The sequence below is a fragment of the Rhodocyclus purpureus genome (assembly GCF_016653115.1).
GTDB classification, from domain to species: Bacteria; Pseudomonadota; Gammaproteobacteria; order Burkholderiales; family Rhodocyclaceae; genus Rhodocyclus; species Rhodocyclus purpureus.
In genome coordinates, this window is record NZ_NHRX01000013.1 from 1 (window position 1) to 26050 (window position 26050).

19 protein-coding genes, 1 tRNA gene and 1 pseudogene are annotated in these 26050 nt (G+C 67.7%); 12 read left to right on the forward strand and 9 right to left on the reverse strand.

What is annotated here, in order from left to right:
• Positions 1–273: 273 nt before the first annotated feature.
• From CCR84_RS02110 to tolB, 6 genes are all read right to left on the reverse strand, one after another.
• Positions 274–349, reverse strand: a tRNA-Lys gene (locus tag CCR84_RS02110).
• A 71-nt stretch (positions 350–420) separates the two neighbouring features.
• Entirely contained in the window at positions 421–1110 is a 690-nt protein-coding gene (gene queC, locus CCR84_RS02115; protein WP_201209289.1) for a 7-cyano-7-deazaguanine synthase QueC, read from the reverse strand.
• Between the two features lie 97 nt (positions 1111–1207).
• Positions 1208–1888, reverse strand: a complete 681-nt coding sequence (queE, locus tag CCR84_RS02120) for a 7-carboxy-7-deazaguanine synthase QueE (RefSeq protein WP_338052548.1) — start codon at positions 1886–1888, stop codon at positions 1208–1210.
• Positions 1889–1891: 3 nt separating this feature from the next.
• The gene (gene ybgF, locus CCR84_RS02125; RefSeq protein WP_201209290.1) at positions 1892–2656 is read right to left on the reverse strand and encodes a tol-pal system protein YbgF; all 765 of its coding nucleotides are present in this window, start codon (positions 2654–2656) and stop codon (positions 1892–1894) included.
• 2 nt (positions 2657–2658) lie between these two features.
• Positions 2659–3198 carry a peptidoglycan-associated lipoprotein Pal gene (pal, locus tag CCR84_RS02130; protein ID WP_242508489.1) on the reverse strand — a complete coding sequence of 180 codons (540 nt, stop codon included), beginning with the start codon at positions 3196–3198 and terminating at the stop codon, positions 2659–2661.
• A 32-nt stretch (positions 3199–3230) separates the two neighbouring features.
• Positions 3231–4544 carry a Tol-Pal system beta propeller repeat protein TolB gene (gene tolB / locus CCR84_RS02135; RefSeq protein ID WP_201209291.1) on the reverse strand — a complete coding sequence of 438 codons (1314 nt, stop codon included), beginning with the start codon at positions 4542–4544 and terminating at the stop codon, positions 3231–3233.
• 177 nt (positions 4545–4721) lie between these two features.
• Here tolB and CCR84_RS02140 point away from each other — a divergent pair, with 177 nt between their 5' ends.
• The 4 genes and pseudogenes from CCR84_RS02140 to CCR84_RS16855 all read left to right on the forward strand — a co-directional run.
• Entirely contained in the window at positions 4722–5894 is a 1173-nt protein-coding gene (locus CCR84_RS02140) for a M20 aminoacylase family protein (protein WP_201209292.1), read from the forward strand.
• A 75-nt stretch (positions 5895–5969) separates the two neighbouring features.
• The gene (gene ycaO / locus CCR84_RS02145) at positions 5970–7922 is read left to right on the forward strand and encodes a 30S ribosomal protein S12 methylthiotransferase accessory factor YcaO (protein WP_201209293.1); all 1953 of its coding nucleotides are present in this window, start codon (positions 5970–5972) and stop codon (positions 7920–7922) included.
• 408 nt (positions 7923–8330) lie between these two features.
• Positions 8331–9581 (forward strand): Coenzyme F420 hydrogenase/dehydrogenase, beta subunit C-terminal domain, encoded by a 1251-nt coding sequence (locus CCR84_RS02150; RefSeq protein WP_201209294.1) that lies wholly within the window; start codon positions 8331–8333, stop codon positions 9579–9581.
• Positions 9582–9632: 51 nt separating this feature from the next.
• Positions 9633–9953: pseudogene (locus CCR84_RS16855) on the forward strand (BRO family protein); the annotation flags it as partial.
• A gap of 111 nt (positions 9954–10064) precedes the next feature.
• Here the strand turns inward: CCR84_RS16855 and CCR84_RS02155 are convergent.
• Positions 10065–11366 carry an NYN domain-containing protein gene (locus CCR84_RS02155; protein WP_201209295.1) on the reverse strand — a complete coding sequence of 434 codons (1302 nt, stop codon included), beginning with the start codon at positions 11364–11366 and terminating at the stop codon, positions 10065–10067.
• Positions 11367–11579: 213 nt separating this feature from the next.
• On the opposite strand from CCR84_RS02155, the gene CCR84_RS02160 reads away from it, so the two are divergent.
• The 3 genes from CCR84_RS02160 to CCR84_RS02170 all read left to right on the forward strand — a co-directional run bounded on the left by CCR84_RS02160 (position 11580) and on the right by CCR84_RS02170 (position 18179).
• Entirely contained in the window at positions 11580–12896 is a 1317-nt protein-coding gene (locus CCR84_RS02160; RefSeq protein ID WP_201209296.1) for a hemolysin family protein, read from the forward strand.
• A 61-nt stretch (positions 12897–12957) separates the two neighbouring features.
• A complete protein-coding gene (locus CCR84_RS02165; RefSeq protein WP_201209297.1) occupies positions 12958–16683 on the forward strand; it encodes a response regulator in 3726 nt (1241 codons plus the stop codon).
• Positions 16680–18179, forward strand: coding sequence for a PAS domain S-box protein (locus tag CCR84_RS02170; protein ID WP_201209298.1), 1500 nt, complete (start codon positions 16680–16682; stop codon positions 18177–18179). Before CCR84_RS02165 ends, CCR84_RS02170 begins: the two co-directional genes overlap by 4 nt.
• A 30-nt stretch (positions 18180–18209) precedes the next feature.
• On the opposite strand, the gene CCR84_RS02175 is transcribed toward CCR84_RS02170, so the two are convergent.
• Complete coding sequence (locus CCR84_RS02175; protein WP_201209299.1) at positions 18210–19901, reverse strand: ABC1 kinase family protein; 1692 nt, start codon at positions 19899–19901, stop codon at positions 18210–18212.
• Positions 19902–20220: 319 nt separating this feature from the next.
• Here CCR84_RS02175 and CCR84_RS02180 point away from each other — a divergent pair, with 319 nt between their 5' ends.
• From CCR84_RS02180 to CCR84_RS02200, 5 genes are all read left to right on the forward strand, one after another.
• Positions 20221–20409 carry a hypothetical protein gene (locus CCR84_RS02180; RefSeq protein WP_201209300.1) on the forward strand — a complete coding sequence of 63 codons (189 nt, stop codon included), beginning with the start codon at positions 20221–20223 and terminating at the stop codon, positions 20407–20409.
• Between the two features lie 261 nt (positions 20410–20670).
• The gene (locus tag CCR84_RS02185) at positions 20671–22119 is read left to right on the forward strand and encodes a tryptophanase (RefSeq protein WP_201209301.1); all 1449 of its coding nucleotides are present in this window, start codon (positions 20671–20673) and stop codon (positions 22117–22119) included.
• Between the two features lie 391 nt (positions 22120–22510).
• The gene (infA, locus tag CCR84_RS02190; RefSeq protein WP_201209302.1) at positions 22511–22774 is read left to right on the forward strand and encodes a translation initiation factor IF-1; all 264 of its coding nucleotides are present in this window, start codon (positions 22511–22513) and stop codon (positions 22772–22774) included.
• Between the two features lie 321 nt (positions 22775–23095).
• Positions 23096–24013 (forward strand): ketopantoate reductase family protein, encoded by a 918-nt coding sequence (locus CCR84_RS02195; protein WP_201209303.1) that lies wholly within the window; start codon positions 23096–23098, stop codon positions 24011–24013.
• A gap of 248 nt (positions 24014–24261) precedes the next feature.
• Positions 24262–25161 carry a recombination-associated protein RdgC gene (locus CCR84_RS02200; protein WP_201209304.1) on the forward strand — a complete coding sequence of 300 codons (900 nt, stop codon included), beginning with the start codon at positions 24262–24264 and terminating at the stop codon, positions 25159–25161.
• Between the two features lie 186 nt (positions 25162–25347).
• Here the strand turns inward: CCR84_RS02200 and CCR84_RS02205 are convergent, their stop codons facing one another.
• Positions 25348–25617, reverse strand: coding sequence for a hypothetical protein (locus CCR84_RS02205; protein ID WP_201209305.1), 270 nt, complete (start codon positions 25615–25617; stop codon positions 25348–25350).
• Positions 25618–26050: the final 433 nt, after the last annotated feature.

Genomic DNA, 26050 nt, shown 5'->3' on the forward strand with positions numbered 1-26050 from the left:
TCGCCTCGCTTAAAATATTATGTCACTACAAAACGATTTCGGCGACCACCCCTAGCAACCATGCGGGTTTGCGGGGTGTCACCCCCCGAAAATCGGCAAAATCGGGGGGATAGCTGTTAAACCCGGGTTAAGACAAGCGCTTGCCAAGTCCAAGTTTGCATTCCACGAGGATGCGCGTACCCACTGCAGCGTGAGCAGAAGCAAACGAGGCGACGCAAAAACGCAAAAAGCCAACCGGCTGGTTGGCTTTTTTGCTTGATTCTTCAGGTTTCTTGGTGGGTCGGGAGAGACTCGAACTCTCGACCAACGGATTAAAAGTCCGCTGCTCTACCGACTGAGCTACCGACCCGCAAAAACTGAATCCGCGATTCTAGGGACGCGGGGCGCCCGCGTCAAGCGCGAACGGCGTTACGTGCCCGCTCAGCGCGGCTGCAGCCGCGTCGGGTCGGCGATGCCGGCGGCGACGAAGCCTTCGTGGCGCAGGCGGCACGAGTCGCAGACGCCGCAGGCGCGGCCTTCCTCGTCGGCCTGGTAGCAGGAGACGGTGAGCGCGTAGTCGACGCCGAGTCCGACGCCGCGACGGATGATGTCGGCCTTGGAAAGGTCGATCAGCGGCGCGTGGATGGCAAGCCGCTCGCCCTCGACGCCGGCCTTGGTGGCGAGGTTGGCCATGGTCTCGAAGGCGGCGATGTATTCGGGGCGGCAGTCGGGGTAGCCCGAGTAGTCGACGGCATTGACGCCGACGAAGATGTCGCGGCTGCCGAGCGTCTCCGCCCAAGCCAGCGCCAGCGAGAGCATGATCGTGTTGCGCGCCGGGACGTAGGTGACCGGGATGCCGGGCTGCACGCCGTCGACCGGGATGTCGATGCGGGTGTCGGTCAGCGCCGAGCCGCCGAACTGGCCGAGGTCGAGCGTCAGCACGCGGTGCTCGCTGGCGCCCTGCGCCGCGGCGACGCGCGCGGCGGCGTCGAGCTCGGCGCGGTGACGCTGGCCGTAGTCGAAGGAGAGGCAGTAGCAGGCAAAGCCGGCGGCGCGGGCGATCGCCAGCGTGGTCGCAGAATCGAGGCCGCCGGAGAGGAGGACGACGGCGGGGCGGTGGGAAACGGACATGGCGGGGGCGAAGGGAAAGGCGCGCCGGCAGGGCGCAGGTAGGAAATTCAGGAAGCTGCGCGGATCGCGCAGCCGGAAGATGGCTGCAGGCGCTCGCTCATTTGCCGCGCTGGCTGCCCCAGAGCTGCTTGTGCAGCTGCAACTGGAAGCGCGCCGGGACGCGGTCCTCGATCATCCATTCGGCGAGCGTCGTCGGGTCGAGGCTGCCGGCGACCGGCGAGAAGAGGATCGGGCAGCGCGCGGCCAGCCCATGTTCGGCGATCGCGGCGCGCGCCCACTCGTAGTCGGCGCGGTCGGCAATGACGAATTTCAGTTCGTCGCTCTGCCGCAAGTGCTCGATGTTCTGCCAGCGGTTCTTCGCGACCTCGCCGGAGCCGGGCGGTTTCAAGTCGACGATGCGCGAGACACGCGGGTCGACCGCGGCGATGTCGAGCGCGCCCGAGGTTTCGAGCGAGACGTCGCAACCGGCGTCGCACAGCGCGCCGAGCAGCGCGAGGCAGCCGGCCTGCGCCAGCGGCTCGCCGCCGGTGACGCAGACGCGGCTGACGCCGAAGGCGCGCTGCGCGGCGAGGATCTCGTCGAGCGTGCACGTCTCGCCGCCGGTGAAGGCGTAGTCGGTGTCGCACCAGACGCAGCGCAGCGGGCAGCCGGTCAGGCGGATGAAGACCGTGAGCAGGCCCGCGCGCGAGGTCTCGCCCTGCAGCGACAGGAAGATCTCGTCGATGCGCAGCTTTTTCGGCGGCAGCACGCTGACGCCGGTCGTGGGTTTGGCCGGCACGGGTCAGTTCTGCTTGAGCCGCTGCGTCGCGCTCTCGGCCGCGGGAGTACCGGGGTAGGAATCCTTGAGCGTCTGCAGGGTCTTGCGCGCGGCCTTGGCGTCGCCGAGTTCCTTCTGGCAGGAAGCGATGTTGAGCATCGCGTCGGCGGCCTTGGCGTGCTTCGGCCAGCGCGCCAAGAGCTTGTTGTGCGCTTCGATCGACTGCTTGCAGTCGCCGAGCGCGTACTGCGCGTTGCCGAACCAGTACTGGGCGTTCGGCGCCAGCGTGCTGTCCGGATGCGCCTTGACGAAGGCGCTGAAAGCCGCTGCCGCTTCCTTGAGCTTCTTCGCCTTGAACAGGTTCAGCGCTTCCTCGTACGCACGGGATTCCGCGGCGGGGTCGGCGGCAGGCGCCGCCGGGGCAGCGGCTGCCTCATCCGCCACGGGCGCAGGCTCGATCTTGCGCAGGCGCGAGTCGAGGTCGATGTAAAAATCCTGTTGCCGCTTGCTCGCCGACTCCAGTTCGTAGGCGAGCGTCTCGATCTGGCCGCGCAGGCGCGCGTTCTCCTCGCGCAGCGCCTGGATCTGGTTGGCGAGCTCGAACTGCGCCTTGCCGGCGGTGTCGAGCCGCTCGTTGGTCGTCTGCGTCAGTTCGGCGATCTGGCGACGCGCTTCGTCGTCGTCGAAGATGCCGGCCTGCGCGCTCGGCAGGAGCGCGAGGCCGCAGGCCATGCCAAGCGCCGCCGGCGACAGCGCACGCAGGAAGGCGGTCGGGCGGCGGCGCAGCATGTTCAGAACTCGCCGCTGTAGAGGATGTCGGCGCGGCGGTTTTGCGCCCAGGACGACTCGTCGTGGCCTTCGCTCTTCGGCTTCTCTTCGCCGAGGCTGACCGACTCGATCTGGTCTTCACGCGCACCGAGCAGGACCAGCATCTTCTTCAGCGCGTCGGCGCGCTTCTGGCCGAGCGCGAGGTTGTACTCGCGGCTGCCGCGTTCGTCGGTATTGCCCTGGATCAGGATCTTGAACTGTCGATTGTCGGCGAGGAACTTGGCATGCGCGGCGACCAGATCCTTGAATTCGCCCTTGACCTCGAAGCTGTCGTAGTCGAAGTAGACGCTGCGCTTGGAGAGGATGCTCTTCGGATCGGTGAGCACTGCGGGCAGCATCGTGCCCTGGGCGCCGCCGGCGACTACCGGAGCAACGTCGGCCGAGCGCGTCTCGACCGGCGCGCCGCCCTGTTCGGGACCGACCTGGGTCGAGCCGCAGCCGGCGAGCAGCGCCGAGAGGAGGGCCGCGCTCAGGGCGGCCATGCGGAACTGTGAACGATTCATCTTGGTATCTCCTGTGCCCCGTACGCGGGACTTCACTTGAGGAATGGACCCCACGCCGGCTCGCGCACGTTGCCTGCGGGGATGGAAAGTCTTTGCCGGATGCGCCCGTCGGTCGAGACCGCCGAGAGGACGCCACGACCGCCGACTTCGGTGGCGATCAGAATCATGCGGCCGTTCGGAGCGAAGCTCGGCGATTCGTCCTTCTGCGAGTCGCTGAGCAGTTGCACCTGGCGGCTGGCGAGGTCCATCAGCGCCAGGCGGAAGGCACCATCGCGGCGGCTGATGAAGGCCAGCGACCTGCCGTCGGGCGAGACGCGCGGGCTGACGTTGTAGCTGCCCTCGAAGCTGACGCGCTCGGCGCTGCCGCCGGCAGCAGGGATGCGGTAGATCTGCGCGCTGCCGCCGCGGTCGGAGGTGAAGTAGATCGACGCACCATCGGGCGAGAAACAGGGCTCGGTATCGATTCCTGACGAAGTGGCGAGGCGCTGCACGCCCGATCCGTCGGCGTTGATCAGGAACAGTTGCGAGCCGCCGTCCTTGGTCAGCACCACCGCCAGCCGGCGGCCGTCGGGAGACCACGCCGGCGCCGAGTTGGAGCCGCGGAAATTGGCGACGGCCACGCGCCTGCCGCTGGCGAGCGAATGCACGAAGATGACCGGCTTCTTGTTCTCGAAGGAAACATAGGCGAGCCGGGTGCCGTCGGGCGACCACGCCGGCGAGATGATCGGCTCGCGCGAGATCAGCGCCGCCTGCGCATTCTGGCCGTCGGCGTCGGCGACGTGCAGCTCGTAGCGGCCGGCGCCCTTGACCACGTAGGCGATCTTGGTCGAGAAGACGCCGGGTTCGCCGGTGAGCTTTTCGTAGATGAAGTCGGCGATGCGGTGGCCGGCAAGCCGCAGCGTCGGCGTCGAGGTGACGTAGGCAGCGCCGCCGAGTGCGGACTGGCGGTTGATGTCGTGCACGCGGAAACGCGCTTCGAGGCGGCCGTCACCGGTACTGGCAATGCTGCCGGCGGCGAGCGCGTCGGCGCCCTTGCTGCGCCAGTCGCCCCAGGCCGGGGCCGAATTCTCGTCGAGGCGGGCGGCGCCCGGATCGACCAGGCGGAACATGCCGCTGCGTTCGAGGTCGCCGCGCACCACCGTCGTCAGCGCGCGCGCGACGCCGGCCTCGCCGGAGAAGTCGGCGATGGCGACCGGGATGCGGTTGGCGCCGGCGCCGGTGATTTCGATCGTCAGTTCGGCGTGCGCCGGTGCAGCCATTTGCGCGACGAGCAGCGTGCCGGCGGCAAACAGGCTCAGGCGACGCGACAGTGCCGGCGCGAGGTGTTCGAGCAGGGATCGCAGCATGGACGGGAGCCAACAAAAAGAAGTGCGAATTATAGCCCTGCTCTCCCGGGCGATCGGTAAGGAAGCGTAATTTCGTGCGACCAGGCCAGACTCAGGGCGCCCGGGGTGGCGGAACTCGCCACGAGGGTTAAACTCTCGCTTTGCCCGTCTTCCTGCCGTCATGCCCAGGAGTCTCCCATGAGCGTCCCGCCCCTTCCTTTCCTCGACGAGTTGATCGGCATCCGCCGCGACATCCATGCCCATCCCGAACTCGCCTACCAGGAATCGCGCACGTCCGACATCGTCGCGCGCGAACTCGCCCGCTACGGGATCGAGGTGCATCGCGGACTCGCCGGCACCGGTGTCGTCGGCGTCCTCAGGAAAGGCCGCTCGGGGCGCTCGATCGGCCTGCGCGCCGACATGGACGCGCTGCCGCTGGTCGAGAAGAACGACTTCCCGCATCGCTCGCAGGTCCAGGGCTGCATGCACGCCTGCGGCCACGACGGGCACACGACCATGCTGCTCGGGGCCGCGCGCCACCTCGCCGAGAACATCGACGCCATCGACTTCGACGGCGTCGTGCATTTCATCTTCCAGCCGGCCGAAGAATCCGAGGGCGGCGCGCTGCGCATGATCGAGGAAGGCCTGTTCCAGCAGTTCCCGATGGACGCGGTTTATGGCCTGCACAACTGGCCGGGCATCCCGGTCGGCGAGATGGTGGTGCACGCCGGCCCGGTGATGGCCGGCACCTGTACCTTCGAGATCCGCGTGCGTGGTCGCGGCTGCCACGCCGGGATGCCGCACCAGGGCGTCGACACCATCCTCGCCGGCGCCCAGCTGGTGCAGGCGCTGCAGACCGTCGTCGCGCGCAACGTCCATCCCTGCGAGTCGGCGGTGCTCAGCGTCACCCAGTTCCACTCGGGCGAGGCGTGGAACATCGTCCCCGACGACGCCGTGCTGCGCGGGACGCTGCGCAGCTTCAAGCCCGAGGTGCTCGAACAGGTCGAGCGCGCGATCGAACGTATCGCCGGCGGCGTCGCCGCGTCCTTCGGCGCGCAGATCACGGTCGAGTTCAACCACCGCTACCCGCCGACCATCAACAGCGCCGCCGAAGCCGAACTCTGCCGCCGCGCCGCGACGGCCACCGTCGGCGCCGCCGCGGTGCGCAGCAACGAGTTGCCGTCGATGGGCGCCGAGGACTTCTCCTACATGCTGCTGGAAAAGCCCGGCTGCTACGTCTGGCTCGGCAACGGCCCGGGCACCGGCGGCTGCACGCTGCACAACCCGCATTACGACTTCAACGACTCGGCGCTGGCGCTCGGCGTCGGCTACTGGGTGAACGTGGTGAAGACCGCGCTCCCCTGCCGTTGATCCGCCTGCCAGGCCCGTTCTTACCCTGTAATCTCCACCTTCACTCATCCTGCGGCCGCTGAGCCGATTCGACCCATGACCCTCACCCTGACTCCTGGCATGACTGCCGGCAGCGAGCCGACTGCACAACTCCACTGCATCGCCGGCAAGGACGCGCCGCTCGAAATCACCATCGCCCGCCTCTCGGCACGCATCGCTGCCCTGGGATTCCGGGTCGAGGAGGTGGGCTGGCTGAACCCGATCGACGGCGTTTTCTCGGTGCACCTGCGCGACCGCGACTGCCCGCTGCTGTTTTCCAATGGCAAGGGCGCCAGCGAACTCGCGGCACGTGCCAGCGCGCTCGGCGAGTTCTGCGAACGCGTCTTCAGCCGCCACTTCTGGACGCACTACGCGCTCGGCCGGCCGCAGGGGTCCGTCTATCACCCCGGCGAGCGCTGGTTTGCGCTGCACGGGGAGGAATGGCCGGACGGCCTGCTGACGCCGGAACTGCGCGACCTCTACGACCCCGAGGGTGACCTCGCCGCCGCGGATCTCGTCGATTTCAACACCGCCGACGCCGGGCGCGGCATCTGCGCGGTGCCGGCGCAGCGCGCGCGTGACGGTGCCACCGTCTGGTTCCCCGCCAACATCATCGGCAATCTCTACCTCTCCAACGGCATCGCCGCCGGCAACACGCTGGCCGAGGCGAAGACGCAGGCGCTCTCGGAAGTGATCGAGCGCCACGTCAAGTTCCGCATCCTGCGCGAAGGCCTGTGCCTGCCGGAGATCCCCGAGGAAGTGCTGGCGCGCCACCCGCAACAGCTCGCCGGGATCAAGGAACTGCGCGCCGCCGGCTTCGGCATCCTGGTGCGCGATGCCTCGCTCGGCGGTCGTTACCCGGTGGTCAACGTGACCCTGCTCAACCCGCGCGACCAGGGCTGCTACGCGAGCTTCGGCGCGCATCCGCTGTTCGCCGTCGCGCTCGAGCGCGCGCTCACCGAACTCCTGCAGGGACGGGCGCTCGACGCGCTGTCCGGCTTCCCCGAACCCGGCTTCGACGCCGAGGAGATCGCCAGCGCGCCGAACATCGAGGCGCACTTCGTCGATTCGAGCGGGATCGTCGGCTGGTCCTTCCTCGCCGACTCGCCCGACTTCGAGTTCCGCGAGTGGAACTTCGCCGGCGACAACAGCGCCGACGCCGACTGGCTCACCGAATGCCTGCACGCCGACGGCCACGACGTCTATTGCGTCGATTACAGCCAGCCCGACGTCGCCGTCTGCCGCATCCTCGTTCCCGGCGTCTCCGAGGTCTATCCGATCGACGACCTCTTCTGGGAGAACAACCGCGTCGGTGCCGAAATGCGCGCGGCGATCCTCTCCCTGCCCGAACTCGACGAGGACGATTGCGCGGCGCTGCTCGACACCCTGAACGTGCTCAACATCGACGACCAGCGACCGGTGGCGACGCTGATCGGGCTCGCCGCCGACCCGGGTTCGTTCTGGGAAGACCTGCGCGTCGGTGAACTGAAGACCCTGCTCGCGCTCGCTTGCGGCGACCTCGCGGCGATCCACGAGGGCTGCGACTGGATCAGGAATTTCGCGCAGGTCGATGCCGGCCGCCGCCGCGTCTACCGCTGCATCGAGGCCCTGCTCGGGCTGGCGGCTGCGGCCGAGGCGGACGAGGACGACGGCGGCGCCGAGGACGAATTCCGCGCGACGCACGCCGGCCAGGCGCTGGCCGGCGGCGAGGAAGCCGACGAGGGGGTGTGGATCGGATCCGCCGAAGAGGAAGAGGCCGAGTTCGCCGACGCAAGCGAGGAAATCCCGGGGCCGGAAGCGTGGGCGCCGTGGCGCGGCGCGCTGCTGCCGCTCTACGGCGAGGCGACGCTGCAAGAGGCCGAAGCCCTGCTCGCCGGCGAGTTGCGTTTCTTCGGCATCGCGGCGCCGGGCGCGGATTTCGCCGGCTGCGAACGCCACCGGCGCCTGCTCGCCGCCTTCGCCCGCGTCTCGGCCGCGGCCGACGCCGGATTCCCTCGCACACAAGCCTGAGGGGCCGGGCGCACCCGTTGCGCCCACTCCTCCATTCCCCCATTCGCTTCGTCCGTCATCCCATGCTTGATCTGCCTCCCCGGAATAGACGTTTTCGAGGAGTGCAGGCAAGGGGGCTGAGACCATATTCGTCATTGCGAGGCGCGTAGCGCCGTGGCAATCCAGCTCGTTCTTTCGCGGCCTTGCCAACTCGGGCGACCCGACAGCAGCCCTACGCACTGGATCGCCACGCCCTGCGGGCTCGCGATGACGAGTTACTGATCGCGACGGCTTCGGCAGATCAGGTCGGCCGATGTTTCACGAAATTGTTCCACGTTTCACGTTAACATTCGGGCCCGGCGCGGCTGGCAAGGTCTGCCACGCAGCGAATCGCTCTCCTTCCAGGATTCCTTCCAGGATTTATCGACCGTGAATTCCCAAACCGAAGCCAAGGCGCCAGCGGGCGTCTGGGCGCCCTTGCCCGGCCCCGCGCTGCCGCGCAGCCTCTGTACCGACTGTGGCGTCTCGCGCATGGCCGAACCCGGCCGCTGCGCGCAGGCCTGCCAGTTCATCGCCCCCGACTACCCCGCGCTCGAGCGGCAGGTGCACGGCCGCGAGCGCGACCCGGCCCGCGCCGACGAGCGCTTCTTCGGGCCCTACCGGCGCATGCTGCGCGCGGCGATGAAGGAGCCGCGTCCGGGCGCGCAATGGACCGGCATCACCACGCGCATCGGCGAGCGCCTGCTCGAAACCGGTGCCGTGGACGCGGTGCTGGCGATGGGACCCGATCCGGAAGACGCTTGGCGTCCGCGGCCGGTGCTGGTCACCGAGGCCGCCGCCATGAAGCACTGCCGCGGCATGCGCATGGGCTACGCACCGCTCTTGTCCCTGCTCGAACCGGCGCGTGAGCGCGGCTTCAAGCGCATCGCGGTGATCGGCGTCCCCTGCCAGGTCTACGCACTGCGCGCGCTCGAAAAGGAACTCGGCTTCGAGCGCATCGACGTGATCGGCATCCCCTGCTCGGACAACACGACGACCGAGCACTTCCACGACTTCCTCGCGCTGCTCGCCGAGGACCCGTCGACGATCACCTACCTCGAATTCTGCGCCGACTACCACGTCGAGCTGCGCTTCACGGACGGCCGCAAGAAGCGCATTCCCTTCCTGCTGCTGCCGCTCTCCAAGCTGCCGACCGACTTCTTCCCGCTCACCTGCCGTTCCTGCGTCGATTACACGAACACGCTCGCCGACATCACCGTCGGCTACATGGGCGGCGAAGGCGAACAGTGGCTGCTGACACGAACCGCCCGCGGCGAGGAACTGCTCGCGCTGCTCGGCGACGAGCTGCGTCTGGCCGAGCCCGGCAGCGCCGGCAAGCGCGCGGGACCGGTGCGCGGCTTCATGAAGAACGTCGAACTCGCCGCCGGCGGCCTGCCCGTGCGCGGCATGCCGAACTGGCTGCGCCCGCTGGTCGGCTGGCTGATGCCGAAGGTCGGCCCGCGCGGGATCGAGTTCGCACGCGCCCGCGTCGAGATGAAGGCCATCGAGTCGGTCCTGCACCTGCGCCGCGAGCAGCCCAAGCGGATGAAGCACATGATCCCGGCGCAGGTCTGGGACCTGGTCGAGCCTTACGGACTGACCGCGCGCGAGGGCGAGCGCAAGAATAATACTTTGGCATAATCGGCAATATCCGCGCAGGCCCGGTGCAGGTATTTTGCCAGGGAGCTCGCAATGCATCAAAAGTCCGTCGCCGATCAGCACCACGCCAGCTTCGAGGGCATCCGCCACGTCGATGAAGAGGGCAACGAGTTCTGGCTCGCACGCCAATTGGCGCGTGTGCTCGACTATTCGCAGTACCGTCACTTCGTTCCTGTCGTCGAACGAGCCAAGGAAGCTTGCCGCAACAGCGCTCAGCCGGTGGAGCACCATATTGAGGATGTCCTCACAATGGTCGACATCGGCTCTGGCGCGAAGCGGCAGGTCGAAGACTTCCGCCTGTCCCGCTACGCCTGCTACCTGATCGTCCAGAACGGCGACCCGAGCAAGCCGGTCATCGCCAACGGCCAGACCTACTTCGCGCTGCAGACGCGGCGGCAGGAACTGGCCGACGATGCCAAAGCCCGACCCAGAAATAACGCCGGGGGCATCAGACAGTATGCTCATTTATGCATACTGTCCCCCGCCGATCCAGCGCGTGATCGCCTCGTCGGTTGCGCTGTCGATCAGCATCTGTTCGCGCAGGCAGAGCGAGCGGACGTTGTTGGCCATCTTGCGCGCGAGCGTCGGCGCGTCGTTGTCGCCGCGGCCGAAGTCGTGGCCGCGTGCGAGCAGTCCGCGCAGGACGAAATTGACGTCGGCGCGGCTGACCGCCTGTCCGGCGTCGCGACATGCGTCGCGCACGCGCTTGGCCGTCTCCCAGGGGTCGAACGCCTGCTGCGCAAGGTCGGCGGCAATCGTCGCGAACAGCGCGCGGTAGCGCGTGGGTGAAAGCAGCGGAACGCCGGTGACTTCGTTGATCTGCCGCGCCAGCGCGCGCAGTTCGACTTCGCCTTCCCAACTGCCGCCCGCCGCGCTGCCCTCGTCGGCGAGCACGTGCCGCGTCGGGTCGTAGGCGTGGCCGCCCGATCCGCGCCAGTTGAAGGCGACGCCGGGCAGGTCGAGCGAATCGACGAAGCGGCGGAAACTGCCCTTGCCGTTCCAGTCATCGGCGAGCGGACCGTAGTGCGCGGCGATCAGCGCGGCGAGGCGGGCGCAGGGCACCGGCTGCGCCGCTTTCGCCACTTCACCGACGATCAGGGCGGCGACCGCCGCCAGGTCGAGCGCACCCGACGCTGTCCGGCGGCATGACTCGTCGCCGGCGCTGCCGGGGAGCGCCGCGACCACTGCTGCGCCGGCTTCGTCGAGTGCCGCTGCCGGCAGCGGATTGCCCGCCGCCTCGATTTCCTCGTGCAGGCCGAGCGCGTGGCGCACGAATTCGTCCTGGTCGATCAGCAGGTCGGCCGACGCGCGGTACGCGGCCGACGGGAAACCGACAGCGAGCACGGTGGTGCGCCGGTCCCAGCGACGCAGCTTGCGCAACACCGGCGTGAAGTCGGCGTCGGCCGAGAAGACGATGAACTCGTCGTAGCGCACCTCGTGCTGCAAGAGGTCGACGATGTCGAGCACCATGTGGATGTCGGTGCTGGTCTTGCCTTCGCTGGTCAGCGCCGGACAGTCGATGATCTCGAAGCCGGCAAGGTTGAACGAAGGGCGGAAGCGCTGGTAGGCCTGCGGGTTGAGGTAGCAGCGGCGGACCAGCACGCGCCGGCGCGCGCCGGCCGGGGCGTGATCGGGCAGTTCGAGCGCGCTCACCACCCACTCCATCCACGCGCTGGGGCTGCGCGCGAACTTCTCGGCGGCGGCCAGATCGAGCTTGCGCAAGGCGGAATAGACGTTGTCGAAGTCGACGAACAGGGCACTTTTCATTGAATCTCTCCGCGTCTTGCCAAGGGTCCGGCGCGCAGGATACCGCGAAGGCGGCAGCCAGCCGAGTTTCTTTGCACGCGCGCCGCTGCGTGCAACCCGCGCGCATTTTCCCGCTGAGCGGACAGTGCAGTCGATTCGCCGGGCCTACTGTTACAATCGCGTGCATCTCAACACCGAGGCCGCACGCTTGCAGCGTCATGGGCGGCTTCCCGTATGGACTTAGTCCTGATCCTCGTACTGATCCTGATCAACGGTGTTTTCGCCATGTCGGAAATCGCCGTCGTTTCCTCACGCAAGGCCCGCCTGCAGAACCTCGCCGACGACGGCAGCCCGGGCGCGCAGTCGGCGCTGTCGCTGCATCAGGAACCTTCGAGCTTCCTGTCCACCATCCAGGTGGGAATCACCTCGGTCGGCATCCTCAGTGGTGCCATCGGCGAAGCCGCCATTTCCGACCCGCTGGCCGCGTGGCTGGCGACGATCCCGGCCTTCGCCCCCTACGCCAAAACCGTCGCCCTCACCTTCACCGTGATCGCACTGACCTATTTCTCGGTGGTGGTCGGCGAACTCGTCCCCAAGCGCCTCGCCCTGCTGGCGCCGGAAAGCATTGCCTCGGCGATCGCCAGGCCGATGATCCTGCTGGCGCGGGTCACCCATCCGCTGGTCGTCCTTCTCTCGTCCTCGTGCAGCGCGATCCTGCGCCTCCTCGGTGCGCGCGCCAAGGAGGAGCCTCCGGTCACCGACGACGAGATCAAGGTGATGATGGAACAGGGATCCGAAGCCGGCGTCTTCCACGAGAGCGAGCAGGAACTGGTGTCTAACGTGCTGCGCCTCGACGAGCAGCCGATCGCGGCAATCATGACACCGCGCCGGGAGATGTTCCTGATCGACCTCGACGAGGGCGAGGAAACGGTACGCCAGCGCATCGCCAACAGCGGCTACTCGCGCCTGGTGGTCTGCCGCGACGGCCTCGAGCACGTGCTCGGCATCCTGCAGACCGGCGACCTCCTGAAGAAGGCGATGTCGGGCGAGAGCATCAGCATCGCCGCGATCGAGGCGGTGCTGCACCCGCCGCTGTACGTCCCCGAGTCGGTGACGACCGCGCAACTCCTCGAAAACTTCCGCCGCGCCAAGCTGCAGTTCGCGCTGATCGTCGACGAGTACGGCGACGTGCAGGGGATGGTGACGATGGCCGACGTGCTCGGCGCCATCGTCGGCGAAATCTCGGGGCCGAAGGCTCCCGAGGACCGCGACATGGTGCAGCGCGAGGACGGCTCCTGGCTGGTCGACGGTGACGTCGGCGTCGAGCGCCTGAAATCGGTGCTCGACATCGGCGACGACCTGCCCGGCGAGGAGGAACACAGCTTCCATACGCTCGGCGGCTTCATCATGCACATGCTCGGCCGGATTCCATCGGCAGCCGATCACTGCCACGCCGCCGGCTGGCGCTTCGAGGTGATGGACATGGACCGTAACCGCGTCGACAAGGTGCTCGTCTCCCTGTCCCCCGACGCGGCCGCAGAGCGTTCCTGACCCGGCCAGCACGGAGCACGGCGGCCGCGCGACCTCAGCCAGTTTCCGAGAAAGACCCGCCATGCGCTCCCCGAACTCACCCAAGCACCTGTCGATCGCGCACAAGCTGCTGCTGTCGATCCTCCTCGTCAGCCTGCTGCTGGTCGCCAACGGCTTCCTGTCGCTGTCGCGCATCGACCAGATCAAGGACGCGACCGGCGACATCGAGCAGAACTGGCTGCAGGCGACGCGCCACCTCGGCGACATCTACCATTCGCTGGCCGAGGAACGGCGCCGGGTCAACGGCCACCTGCTGGCGCCGACCGTCGACGAGAAGGTCGCGCACGGACAGGCGATCGATTCGCTGCACGCGCTGATCGACACTTCGTGGAAGGCTTACCAGCCGACCATCACCGGCCCGGTCGAAGAGCACATGGCGCTCGACTTCTGGGATACCTTCACGCGCTACAAGCAGAAATTGCCGCCGGTGCTGGCACTTTCGGACGCGGGACGGCAACAGGAGGCGCGCGCGCTCCTGCTCGGCGAGGACGAACGGGAGTACATCGCCGCGACGACGGCGCTCGAGCGGCTGATGGAATTCAACCTGCAGAGCGCCGAACAGGCGGCGCAACAGGCGCGCGAACTGAACAGCGAGGCGCAACGCTGGATCCTGCTCGGCAAGGCGCTGACCCTGCTCCTGGTCGTCGGCATCGCGATCGTGCTGCGCGACTCGATCCTCAAGCCGATCCAGCGGATGACCGAGGCGATGTCGCGGATCGCCGCCGGCGACCTCGATACCGTCCTGCCGGCGCACACGCGCAAGGACGAAATCGGCGCCATGACCGAGGCACTGAAGGCCTTGCAGAAGACGGCGCAAGAGCAGGAACGCTCGTCGTGGGTGAAGACGCAACTCGCCGAGATCGTCGCCGCGCTGCAGGGACAGCAGAACATCGAGGATTTCGCGCGCGTGCTGATGACGCGGCTGACGCCGGTGGTCGGCGCCCAGGTCGGCGTCTTCTTCGCCTTCAACGCGGAACGGCAGGAACTGCGTCTCGTCGGCAGCTACGGCTACCGCTCGCGCAAGGGACTGGCGACCTGCTTCCGCCCGGGCGAAGGACTGATCGGCCAGTGCGCGCTGGAAAAGCAGCCGATCGAGATCAGCGAGATCCCCGCCGACTACATCCGCATCAGTTCCGGGCTCGGCGAGGCGATACCGCGCGCGCTGCTGGCGGTGCCGGTGCTGGCACCCGACGGCAGCGTGCTCGCCGTCGTCGAACTGGCGACGCTGCAGCCCTTCGACGCTGGCGGACGCGAACTCGTCGACAACCTGCTCGGGCCGCTCGCCTTGAACCTCGAGATCTTCGAGCGCAACCAGCGCACGCGCCAGTTGCTCGCGGAAACGCAGCGGCAGGCGGTGATCCTCGGCACGCAGACCGAGGAACTGCGCGCCTCGCAGCAGGAAATGCAGGAACAGAGGAACGCGCTGCTGCAGCAGAAGGCCGCGCTGGAGCAGGCCAACGAGGAGATCCGCGCCAAGTCGGCCGAGGTCGAAGCCGCACGCGCACGCGCCGAGGCCGCCACCCAGGCGAAGAGCATGTTTCTCGCCAACATGAGCCACGAGATCCGCACGCCGATGAACGCGATCATCGGCATGTCGCACCTCTGCCTGAAGACAGAACTGGCGCCGAAGCAGCGCGACTACGTGCAGAAGATCCACGGCGCCGGCACCTCGCTGCTCGGCATCATCAACGACATCCTCGACTTCTCGAAGATCGAGGCGGGCAAGCTGAGCATGGAGAGCATCCCGTTCTGGCTCGACGATGTGCTCGGCAACGTGATGACCATGGTCGCCCTGAAGGCGCACGAGAAGGGGCTCGAGTTCCTGATCCACGTCGCCCCGGACGTTCCCGAAAACCTCGTCGGCGACCCGCTGCGCGTCGCGCAGGTCCTCACCAACCTGATCAACAACGCGGTGAAATTCACCGAGCGCGGCCAGATCACGCTGCACATCTCGGTCGCCGCGCGCGACGCCGGCCGCGTGCAGCTGGCGGTGACGGTCGAAGACACGGGCATCGGCATGAGCCCGGAGCAGGCCGATCGCCTGTTCCAGGCCTTCAGCCAGGCCGACGGCAGTACGACGCGCAAGCACGGCGGCACCGGGCTCGGCCTCACCATCTGCAAGCGGCTGCTGGAGATGATGGACGGCCGCATCTGGGTCGAGTCGAGCCTCGGCCACGGCAGCAGCTTCAAGTTCGTCGCTTGGCTCGGCATCGGCAAGGAAAGGCAAAGGCGAACGGTGCCGGTGACGGTGCAGGGGCTGCGCTCGCTGATCGTCGACGACAACCAGGTGGCCCGCGAGATCCTCGCCGAGCAGGTGGTCAGCCTGGGCATGCGCATCGACTCCGTGAGCTCGGGCGAGGACGCGCTGCAGGCCATCCAGCGCGCCGACGGCGTCGATCCGTACAGACTGGTGTTCATGGACTGGCGCATGCCGGTGATGAGCGGCGTCGAGACCATCCGCCGCCTGCGCGAGTTGCCGCTCGCCTCGGGGCAGCCACAGGTGATCATGGTCACGGCCTTCGGGGTCGAGGACATCCGCGAGGAGGCCGAGGCGCTCGGCGTCACCTCCTTCCTCGCCAAACCGGTGACGCAGTCGCACCTGTGGGACGAGGTGGTCGGCAGCCTGGCGCCGGAGGAGCGTGCCGGCCTCGCCGAAGACACGCGGCGCGCCGGCGAAGACTACGACTTCCACGAGCGCGGCGTGCACGTGCTGCTGGCCGAGGACAACGAGATCAACCAGCAGATCGCCGTCGAACTGCTCGAATCGGTCGGCGTCGCGGTGAGCATCGCCAACAACGGCAAGGAAGCGCTCGAACAACTGCTCGCCGCCCCCGAGCCGCTGCCCTGGTCGCTGCTGTTCATGGACATCCAGATGCCGGTGATGGACGGGCACCAGGCGACGCTGGAAATCCGCCGTCATCGTCGTTTCGACGCGCTGCCGATCGTCGCCATGACCGCCCACGCGATGTCCGAGGAACGCGATCGCTGCCTCGCCGAGGGCATGAACGACCACCTCAGCAAGCCGATCGACCCGGCGGCGCTGTACCGCACGATCAGCCGGTGGGCACTGCCCGCGACGGTGGCGCCGGCCGCAGCGCCGGCGCCAGCGCACCAGCACGTGGCCGCGGACAGTTCGCTGCCGGCTGCGATCGAAGGACTGGACATGAGCGCCGGGCTGGCGCGCGTCTCCGGCAAGCCGGCGATCTATCGCAAGCTCCTGCGCATGTTCGTCGGCGAGCAGGAAAATTCGGCAAGCATCATGCGCGGCGCGCTCGCGGACGGCGATCACGAGCTGGCGCTGCGCACCGCGCACACCACGCGCGGCGTCGCCGGCAACATCGGTGCCGAGGCCTTGAGCGCGGCAGCGGCCGAACTCGAAGCCTTGCTCAAGGCGCAAGCCGCACCGGATACGCTCGCGGCCGCGCTAACCCGTTACGAGAGCACGCTCACGCGGCAGCTTGCCGCCTTGCGCACGGCGCTCGGCATCGAGGCACAGCCGGCGCCGACACCCGCGAGCGGCAGCATCGATCGCGCGCGGCTCGCCGCATTGCGGCCACGCATCGAGCAACTGCACCGGCTGGTGGTCGAGAGCGACAACGCGTCGCACAACGCGCTGCGCGAACTCCTGCCGGCGCTGCGTGCGGCAGTCCCGGCGGCCAAGATCGATGCGCTCGCCTACTCGATCGACAACTACGATTTCGACCACGCGCAGGAGATCCTCGAGTCCTGGCTGGAGCACGGGCAATGAAGCAGGCCTGGCTTGCGGCCTGGCTGGCGGCAGGAGCGGCGTCCGCGCAAGCGGCGGACGGCAGCAACTGGCTGGACTGGAGCGGCTGGGCACTGGGCGTCGCCATCGCGCTGGCCGTCTTCCTGCTGGTCAGCACCAACCGGCGCCAGGCGCAGCTGGTCACGGCGATGCGCGAGGCCGAAAGCGAGGCACAGGCCGCTGCCGCACGCGAGTGCGCGCGCGCCGAGCGCGAACGCTTCGGCAAGCGTCTGCTGATGGCGCTGCAGGCGCGCGAGACGCTCGCCGATTTCGGCACCACGCTGCTCGAACAGCTGTGCCAGCGGCTCGACGCCAAGGCAGCGGCTTTCCACTGCCGCGAGGCAGGCTCGGGCGACTACGTCCTCGCCGCGCACTACGCCGGTGGCGCCGCGCTGGTCGAGCGCTATGGACCGGGAGAGGGCGTCGCCGGGCAGGCGGTCCGCGACCGCCGGCGCTGCATCTGCGCGGGCCAGGCCGTCGACTGGCTATCGATCGACAGCGGAACGCAGCGCGCTGCGCCAGCAACGGTGATCGTCGCCCCGCTCGTCGGCCACGACGAAGTTCCCGGTGTCGTCGAACTGGCCTTGTTGCGCGCTGCGGACGCCGACAGCCTGGCGCTGCTCGACGAAGTCCTGCCGCTGGTGGCGCTGAGCCTCGACACGCTGCTGATCAAGCTGCACACCCTCGCCGAATTCGCGCGCTACCGCGAGCTGGAGGCACTGCAGCGGCAGGTCCTCGACCACATCAGCGACGGCATCTTCGGCCAGGACGTCGATGGCCGCGTCACCTTCGTCAATGCCGCGGCGCTGCAGCTGCTCGCTTTCCGCGAAGACGAGCTGCTCGGTCAGCCGATGCACGCGCTCACGCATCATCACACCGCCGACGGCCGCCCTTTTCCGCGCGAAGAGTGCCCCGTCTACCACTGCATGCAGGACGGGCGCACGCGCACCGTCGCCGACCAGGTCTTCTGGCGCAGGGACGGCAGCCCACTGGCCGTCGAATACACGGCCGCCGTCATCGAACAGGGCGGCGTGATCAAGGGCGCCGTGGTCAGTTTCCGCGACCTCGGCGAGCGCATGCGCACGCTCGCCGAACTCGAACGGCGCGAACGCCAGCTGGAAGACAGCGAAGCCAAGCTGCGCATGCTTTTCGAGAGCGCCAACGAGGGCATCTGGTTGATCGACAGTGATGGGCGCACGACCGACCTCAATCCGGCGATGGCCGGGATCCTCGGCAGCTCGCGCGAGGCGCTGCTCGGGCGCAGCATCTTCGACTTCGTAGACGAAGGCAACGAAGCGATCTTCCGCGCGCAGATCAGGCGCCGCCTGGAGGGCGAAACGGGCTCCTACGAGATCGCGCTGACGCGCGCCGACGGCAGGCAGCTTCCCTGCCTGTTCAACGCCAGCCCCTTGCGCGATGCGCAGGGCGTGCAGGTCGGCTCGTTCGCGATGGTCTCCGACCTCAGCCGCCATCGCTGAGGCTGCCAGCCTCGCCTGGCGTGAAACGGCTCAGCGCCGGCCGCTGCGCCAGATCGACAGCAGGACCCAGAGGCCGCCGGCGACCGCGCCGAGAAAGCCGAGCAGGCCGATGCCGCGCAGTCCGACCAGCGCCGGTTCGCGCACGACGGTGATGACGATGGCGGTGCCGATGATCAGCGCGGCGGTGACGATGCCCAGGGTCATGCGGCTGACGGCGCGGTCGAGCTGGTCGATGCTGCGCTTCAGGGCGACGACGACGACCTGGATCTGCAGCTTGCCGCGCCGCCCGCTGCGCAACAGCTCGCTGAGGTCCTGCGGCAATTCGGCCACCCGGTCGACGGTTCCGCCCAGGCTGCGCCAGCCGCGCCGGGCGAGCGCGGCCGGCGAACCGTACGCGAGCAGCGCATGCCGGAGCAAGGGACTGGCCTCGGCGGCGAGGTCGAAGTCGGGGTCCAGTTGGCGGCCAAGCCCTTCGAGCGTGATGAAGGCCTTGATCAGGAGCGACAGGTCGGGTGGCAGTGCCAGACCGTGCCCGCGCAGCAGGCCCATCAGGTCGGACAGCATCTCGCCGAGCCTGAGTCGCCCGAGCGGCACCCCCTTGTACTGGTCGACGAAGGCCTCGATGTCGCGGTCGAGTTTCCCGGGGACGCTGTCGACCTCGCCCTCTTCGTCGCTGCGCCATTCACCCAGCACCCCGGCGACGGCCTCTGCGTCGCCCGAAGCGAGGCCGTAGAGCATCACCGCCACCTCGTGCCGGCGTGCTTCCGGGAGGCGTCCGACCATGCCGAAGTCGATCAGCGCGATGCGGTTGCCGGGCAGATAGAACAGGTTGCCCGGATGCGGGTCGGCGTGGAAAAGGCCGTCCTCGAGCATCATCTTGAGCACCGCCGCGGCGCCACGGCGCGCCAGCAGCTTGCGGTCGAGCCCGGCGGCATCGAGCGCGGCGAGATCGCGCCCGGGGATGCCATCGACGTAGTCCTGGACGTTCAGTCGCTCGCCACACCAGGCCCAGTGGATGCGCGGGATGACGATCTCGGGGTGGCCGACGAAATTGGCGGCGATGCGCTCGGCGTTGCGGCATTCGGCAGCGAAATCGAGTTCACGGCGCAGCGACTGCGTGAATTCATGCACCACCTCACGCGGACGGTAACAGCGCAGCTCGGGCGCTTCGGCCTCGATGATCTCGGCCAGGCGCGCGAGCAGCTTGAGGTCGGCTTCGACCTGCGGCCGGATTCCGGGGCGACGCACCTTGAGGATCACCGCGCTGCCGTCGGGAAGACGCGCGCGGTGGACCTGCGCCAGCGACGCCGCGGCGAGCGGCTCGACGCAGAGCCCGGCGAAGACATCCTCCGGCGGCTGTCCGAGATCCTCGCTCAGCTGCGCATGGATGTCGGACCAGGGCGCGGCCGGAGCGGCGTCCTGCAGCTTGCCGAACTCGGCGAGCCACTCCGGCGCAAAGAGGTCGACGCGCATCGCGAGCACCTGGCCGAGCTTGATGAAGGTCGGCCCGAGGTCCTCCAGTGCGCGGCGAACACGTGCCGGCGCTTCGATGCGGGCGAGTTCCTCCGGCTCCCGCCAGTGCAGCGCCCGACCCGCCTGCTCCAGCGCAGCCCCCATGCCGATGCGGCGCACCAGGTCGCTGAAACCCCAGCGCACCAGCACCGTCGCGATTTCCTGCGCACGCGCCAGGTCGCGCGCGGCGCTGATGGCCTGCCAGAGCATCAGTCGCGCCTCTCCATCATGCCGTGCCGCCGCAGCGCTTGCCCGGGCGCGCGCCCGACCGCCGCCGCGGGCACGAACTCGTCACTGTCGCCGCATCTCGAACAAGAAGGCATGATCATCATCCCCATGGAATGCCAAATGTGGCACGTTCAGGCCGCGCAAGTCCAGCGTTTCGCTGCCTGCGCTGCGCTCGCGGCCGACGACCGAGGCCAGCGCAGGCCGCACCTGCCGCATCTCCGTGGCCAATCCTCGGCATAAAAGGAATTCATATCCTATAGTGCAAAAGTATGCCCATTACCTAAGCCGAATGGAGGTTCTCATGTGTTTCCTGGACTCCCCCTTCTCCGCGTGCGACGTGGTTCATGAGATGGTCCTCACCGACGAGACGCAGGCCGAGTGTGCGCGCGAGCATGGTTGTCAAAAGCACCGCGCCTGTCCGCTGTGCCGCTGCTTCACCGACACCAGCGGCCTGGCCGAATGTCACCCGGAACTCCCGACGCTGCACTGAAGTCACCTACACCCATCGGCACGCTCGGGCGGCGAGACGCCGGCTCCCCGCCCCGCTCCTTCGTCCCTCTCCTTCGTCCCGTTCCTCACTGCCGCAATACCCGCGGCGGCAAGTTTGCCACCGCTCGATCGACGTTCTGCCCGCTTTTCTTTCCTTCCCGTTTGTCGCGCCGAAAAATGAAGCGGATAATCGCGGGCTGCAATCGGTCCGTGAGGAACCCGTTGCTGCATTCAAAACTTCATGGATTCGGGAGAGAGATAGATGGCGCAGGTGAAATTTTTCAGCGGCGAACAGATTCCGCTGGAAATGCATAAGGTCCGCATCGTTCAGAAGCTCAGTCTGCCACCCGTCGAGGAGCGGCTGGAGGCGATCACGGCCGCCGGCAACAACACCTTCCTGCTGCAGAACAAGGACGTGTTCATGGACATGCTCACCGACAGCGGTGTCAATGCCATGAGCGACCAGCAGATGGCGGCGATGATGGTCGCCGACGACAGCTACGCGGGCAGCGCGACCTACACCCGCCTCGAAAGCAAGCTGCAGGACATCTTCGGCATGCAGTTCTTCCTGCCGACGCACCAGGGCCGTGCCTGCGAGAACATTCTGGCGCAGGTGTTCGTCACGCCGGGCTCGATCGTGCCGATGAACTACCACTTCACGACGACCAAGGCACACATCACCGTCAATGGCGGCACGGTCGAGGAGATCATCGCCGACAAGGGCCTCGAAGTGACCAGCGTCGACCCGTTCAAGGGCGACATGGACATCGACAAGCTGGAAGCCCTGATCGCGAAGAACGGCGCCGACAAGATCGCCTTCGTGCGCATGGAAGCCGGCACCAACCTGATCGGCGGCCAGCCCTTCTCGCTGCAGAACCTCTGCGACATCCGCCGCGTCTGCGACCAGCACGGCGTCCTGCTGGTGATGGATGCCAGCCTGCTCGCCGACAACCTCTACTTCAACAAGACGCGCGAAGCCAGCTGCAAGGATCTTTCGATCCGCGAGATCACGCGCAAGCTCGCAGACTGCTGCGACATCATCTACTTCTCGGCACGCAAGCTCGGCTGTGCGCGCGGCGGCGGCATCTGCATCCGCAACGAGGAACTCTATCGCCGCATGCGCGGACTGGTGCCGCTCTACGAGGGCTTCCTCACCTACGGCGGCATGTCGGTGCGCGAGATGGAAGCGATCACCGTCGGCCTCGAAGAGACGATGGACGAGGACATGATCAGCCAGGGTCCGCAGTTCATCGCCTACATGGTCGACGAACTGCAGAAGCGCGGCATCCCGGTGATCACGCCGGCCGGCGGCCTCGGCTGTCACGTCGACGTGATGCGCTTCCTCGACCACGTGCCGCAGTCGCAATACCCGGCCGGCGCGCTCGCCTCGGCGCTCTACATCATCAGCGGCGTGCGCGGCATGGAGCGCGGCACGCTGTCCGAGCAGCGCGAACCCGACGGTAGCGAGGTCTTCTCGAACATGGAACTCGTCCGCCTGGCGATGCCGCGGCGCGTGTTCACGCTGTCGCAGGTGAAGTACGCGATCGACCGCATCGACTGGCTGTACCAGAACCGCAAGCTGGTCGAAGGCCTCGTATTCACCGAGGAGCCGGAAATCCTGCGCTTCTTCTACGGCCGCCTGGCGCCGGTTTCCGACTGGCAGCAGAAGCTGGTGGCCAAGTTCCGCGCGGACTTCGGCGACAGCCTGTAAGGCCTCTCCGCGGAGCCGGTCGCCACGGCCGGCTCCGCGCCCGCCAGCGGACAAGGTTGGACAGCGTGGGGAACGGCGAGTATCATCCGGCCAGACCCCGAGCACAGGTCCTAGCCGGGGCGTCAACGCGCCCGCTCAAGAAAACCCAGCAGATTCCAGGAAATGGCCAGCCTCCGGGACTGGCCATTTTTGTTTGGCGCGTAAGCCCGCGCGCCAGCATCGCTGCGCCAGACGCAGTTCGCGCCACCCCCATACGGCCCGCCGACTCACCCACCGAAACCGCCAGCCGCCCACCCGGGCCGTGCAGGCCCAAGCTTGCCACGGCGGAGGCAGGCCGGCGTCGCCTCCGCATGACGGGGCGAGTCTCGCCACACCGACAAGGAGCCACACCATGGCCAAGGAAGAACTCATCGAAATGAACGGATCCGTCACCGAAGTCCTGCCCGACGGCCGTTACCGCGTCACCCTCGACAACGGTCACAACCTGATCGCGTACTCGGGCGGCAAGATGCGCAAGCACCACATCCGCATCATCGCCGGCGACAACGTCTCGCTCGAAGTCTCGCCCTACGACCTGTCCAAGGGTCGCATCACCTTCCGCCACCTGCCGCCGCGCCAGGCCACCTCGGCGCCGCCGCCGCAGCATCGTCGTTGATTCTTCGTTGATTCTTCGTTGACGATCATGGCGGGTTTCGCCACCCATGCCATGAAACACGCCCATTCGTGGCTGCCGCCACTCCCACGAAAAAACCCTGCGCCAACCAGCTGCCGTGGGAGGTCCGTAAGGCCCGAACGACAGGCGACGCAACCAGGACCCTTGCCGGTTCACGGCTGGTTGCATCCTGCAGTGGCGCGAACGAGTTCGCCCGAGCGCCGGTGACGACGCTCATTGCCCGAGGACAGTGATAGAGTTCGCACGCCATTCAACGCGGGAACGGAGTTCGCCTGCGCTCCCGACAACGAACAGGACCTGTGCATGAAGATAGCGGTGATGGGCGCCGGCGCAGTCGGTTGCTACTACGGGGGGATGCTGGCGCGGGCCGGCCACGAGGTGGTGCTGATCGGCCGCCGGCAGCATGTCGAGGCCGTGCGCCGCGACGGTCTGCTGCTGGAAACCCGGAGTTTCAGCGCACGCGTGCCGCTCGCGGCAGACACAGCGGCGAGCGCGCTGGCCGGTGCCGGATTGGTGCTCTGCTGCGTGAAATCGACCGACACCGCCGACGCTGCCGCCGCGATGGCCCCGCATCTCGCCCCCGGGGCGCTCGTCCTCAGCCTGCAGAACGGCGTCGACAACGCCGCACGCCTGAGCGCCTTGCTGCAACGCCCGGTCGAGCCGGCGGTCGTCTATGTCGCGGTCGAGATGGCCGGCGCGGGGCACGTCCGCCACCACGGGCGCGGCGAACTGGTGCTCGGCCCGGCGGCAGCCAGCCCGCAACTGCTGCAGGCTTTCGCTGCAGCGGACATCCCGGTCGAGGTTTCCGACAACGTCGTCGGCACGCTGTGGGCGAAGCTGATCGTGAACTGCGCCTACAACGCGATCTCGGCAATCACGCAGCTGCCGTATGGGCGGATGACGCAAGGGGTCGGCGTCCTGGAGGTGATGCGCGACGCGGTGGACGAGGCGCTCGCGGTCGCGCACGGCGAAGGCGTGGTCGTCCCCGGCGACGTCTGGCAGGCGGTCGAGCGGATCGCCCAGACGATGCCGCAACAGTGTTCGTCGACGGCGCAGGATCTGGCGCGGCACAAGCACAGCGAGATCGACCAGCTCAACGGTCACGTCGTCGCCCGCGGCGAAGCGCTCGGCATCCCGACCCCGGTCAACCGCGTCCTCCACGCGCTGGTCAGGCTGCTGGAGACGCGCTCGGGCGAGCCCGGCACGACGCCGGCGCTATAATCCGCGTCCTGGCGGCTTGCGCCGGTTCGCGACTGCCAGGGCTGCACGGATCGTAGCGACTGTGGGCGTGGGAGGGGCGTAAGCCCCGAACGGGTCAGTCATTCGCGGCTTACGCCGCTCCCACAAGCCGTTCCCACACGCCGTTCGCACAGCCCGCCCACCGGATCCGCGCGCACGCCGCCGCCCCTCCCGCGCAGTGCTTTCCATACTTGCGCCAGCCGCCTCACCCGTTTCCCCGGAGTAAAACCATGTGGTTCAAGAACCTGCTGATCTACCGCCTGCCCACCGACTGGGCGATCACCGCTGAAGCGCTGTCGGCGCAACTGGCGCAACGCCCGCTGCCCGGCTGCGGCGCGCTCGACGTGCAGACGCAGGGATGGGTGGCGCCGCGCGAAGGCGGCGACCTGGTGCATGCTGTCGGCGGCCAGTGGCTGCTGGCGCTCGGCATCGAGCAGAAGCTTCTGCCCGGATCGGTGGTGACGCAGTTCGCCAAGGACCGCGCCAAGGAGATCGCCGAGAACGAGGGCCGGCGCGTCGGGCGCAAGGAAATGAAGGAGTTGAAGGAGCGCATCACCGAGGAGCTGCTGCCGCGCGCCTTCGTCCGCCGGCGCACCACCTACGGCTGGATCGACCCGAAGAACGGCTGGCTGGTGGTCGATGCCGCCGCGCCGGCCAAGGCCGAGGAATTCCTCGAATGCCTGCACAAGACGCTCGAATCGCTACCGGCGAAGCCCCTGCATCTGGCGCGTTCGCCGGTGGCGGCGATGACCGGCTGGGTGGCCGGCAACGAAGCGCCGGCCGGCTTCACCATCGACCAGGACCTCGAACTGCGCTCGGCGGAAAAGGCGACCGTGCGCTACGCGCGGCACAGCCTCGACGGCGACGAGATCCGCGCGCACATCGGCGCCGGCAAGACAGTGACGCGGCTGGGGATGACCTGGAACGACCGCATTTCCTTCCAGCTCGGCGAATCCGGAGCGATCAAGCGCGTCGTCTTCCTCGACGTGCTGAAGGAAGAGAACGAGACCGAGGTCAGCAACGAGGACGAGCGCTTCGACCTCGACTTCGCGCTGATGACCGGCGAACTCGCCCGCCTCTTCGCCGACCTGATCGAGGCAATCGGCGGCGAGCTGGCCGAGGCGGCCTGAGCCGGCACCGGTTCAACGGTGCCGCTTCACCCGTGACAATTCGCGGCTGACGCCGCTCCCACGAGGAAGCACGCAAGCATCACGACCGAGCGGATTCCTGGCTGCCCCCGACCACGACATCGAGACCGTGGGCGGGGCGGCAGCCGCGAACGGTCCCGATCAGCGGCATTCGCCGCTGCAGCCGGCTCAGACCGGGAAGGCCTCAGCCACCTGCGTCAGCAAGCCTGACGCATGCCACAGCAGCAAGCCCATCAGCCCCGCGGGGACGACACCCCTGACCAGGATCCGCACGAGGAACAAGGAGATGGTCAGGCCGAGGTGAGTCCGCAGCAACTCACGCTCCCGCAGCGAAGCGGCCGATGGGGCATAGGCGGTGGACATTGGCCGCACATTGGCAACGCTGGAGGAAACCAGGTGATCGCCGTAGGCGAAGCGTTGACCGATCCTGTCTTGCATCACGAACTCCAATCCCTACCGATGTCGTCGTAGCCACGGCACCCGCCGTGAGTACCTATAACTTTCGCTGAGAAGCGCCAATGCTCGCGCCGGCTCGTCTTTTTGCCGGTCATCGACCGATCCGGGCGTATTGCGAGACCTGCCGGGAGGGTCGAAGACACGAAATGTGCAACTTATTGCATATTCAGGCAGTGCTTTGGAGCGCCTGACACTTTTCCTGAGCCACTCCATGCCTACAGCGTAGGCCCGAATCTGCCAAAAGGAAAGAATTTTTTATAACTTTAGATATAGAAAATTACACGCTGATGACGACGGCGCCCGTATCAGGGGAATGGCTGCGCGTGAGGAGGCTTGCCAGCGGCCACGCCGGCTCGTTTCAGCGCCCCAAAGAATGCTTTTGGCATGGACGCGACTCCGATCGGCGCGCGCGGCG

Coding starts and splice junctions, on each gene's coding strand:
- CCR84_RS02205 (WP_201209305.1), bottom strand. CDS start 25,617: ATGCAAGACAGGATCGGTCAACGCTTCGCCTACGGCGATCACCTGGTT.
- pal (WP_242508489.1), bottom strand. CDS start 3,198: ATGAATCGTTCACAGTTCCGCATGGCCGCCCTGAGCGCGGCCCTCCTC.
- ycaO (WP_201209293.1), top strand. CDS start 5,970: ATGACCCTCACCCTGACTCCTGGCATGACTGCCGGCAGCGAGCCGACT.
- ybgF (WP_201209290.1), bottom strand. CDS start 2,656: ATGCTGCGCCGCCGCCCGACCGCCTTCCTGCGTGCGCTGTCGCCGGCG.
- queC (WP_201209289.1), bottom strand. CDS start 1,110: ATGTCCGTTTCCCACCGCCCCGCCGTCGTCCTCCTCTCCGGCGGCCTC.
- CCR84_RS02160 (WP_201209296.1), top strand. CDS start 11,580: ATGGACTTAGTCCTGATCCTCGTACTGATCCTGATCAACGGTGTTTTC.
- CCR84_RS02195 (WP_201209303.1), top strand. CDS start 23,096: ATGAAGATAGCGGTGATGGGCGCCGGCGCAGTCGGTTGCTACTACGGG.
- CCR84_RS02180 (WP_201209300.1), top strand. CDS start 20,221: ATGTGTTTCCTGGACTCCCCCTTCTCCGCGTGCGACGTGGTTCATGAG.
- CCR84_RS02155 (WP_201209295.1), bottom strand. CDS start 11,366: ATGAAAAGTGCCCTGTTCGTCGACTTCGACAACGTCTATTCCGCCTTG.
- CCR84_RS02200 (WP_201209304.1), top strand. CDS start 24,262: ATGTGGTTCAAGAACCTGCTGATCTACCGCCTGCCCACCGACTGGGCG.
- tolB (WP_201209291.1), bottom strand. CDS start 4,544: ATGCTGCGATCCCTGCTCGAACACCTCGCGCCGGCACTGTCGCGTCGC.
- CCR84_RS02165 (WP_201209297.1), top strand. CDS start 12,958: ATGCGCTCCCCGAACTCACCCAAGCACCTGTCGATCGCGCACAAGCTG.
- CCR84_RS02170 (WP_201209298.1), top strand. CDS start 16,680: ATGAAGCAGGCCTGGCTTGCGGCCTGGCTGGCGGCAGGAGCGGCGTCC.
- infA (WP_201209302.1), top strand. CDS start 22,511: ATGGCCAAGGAAGAACTCATCGAAATGAACGGATCCGTCACCGAAGTC.
- CCR84_RS02185 (WP_201209301.1), top strand. CDS start 20,671: ATGGCGCAGGTGAAATTTTTCAGCGGCGAACAGATTCCGCTGGAAATG.
- CCR84_RS02175 (WP_201209299.1), bottom strand. CDS start 19,901: ATGCTCTGGCAGGCCATCAGCGCCGCGCGCGACCTGGCGCGTGCGCAG.
- CCR84_RS02140 (WP_201209292.1), top strand. CDS start 4,722: ATGAGCGTCCCGCCCCTTCCTTTCCTCGACGAGTTGATCGGCATCCGC.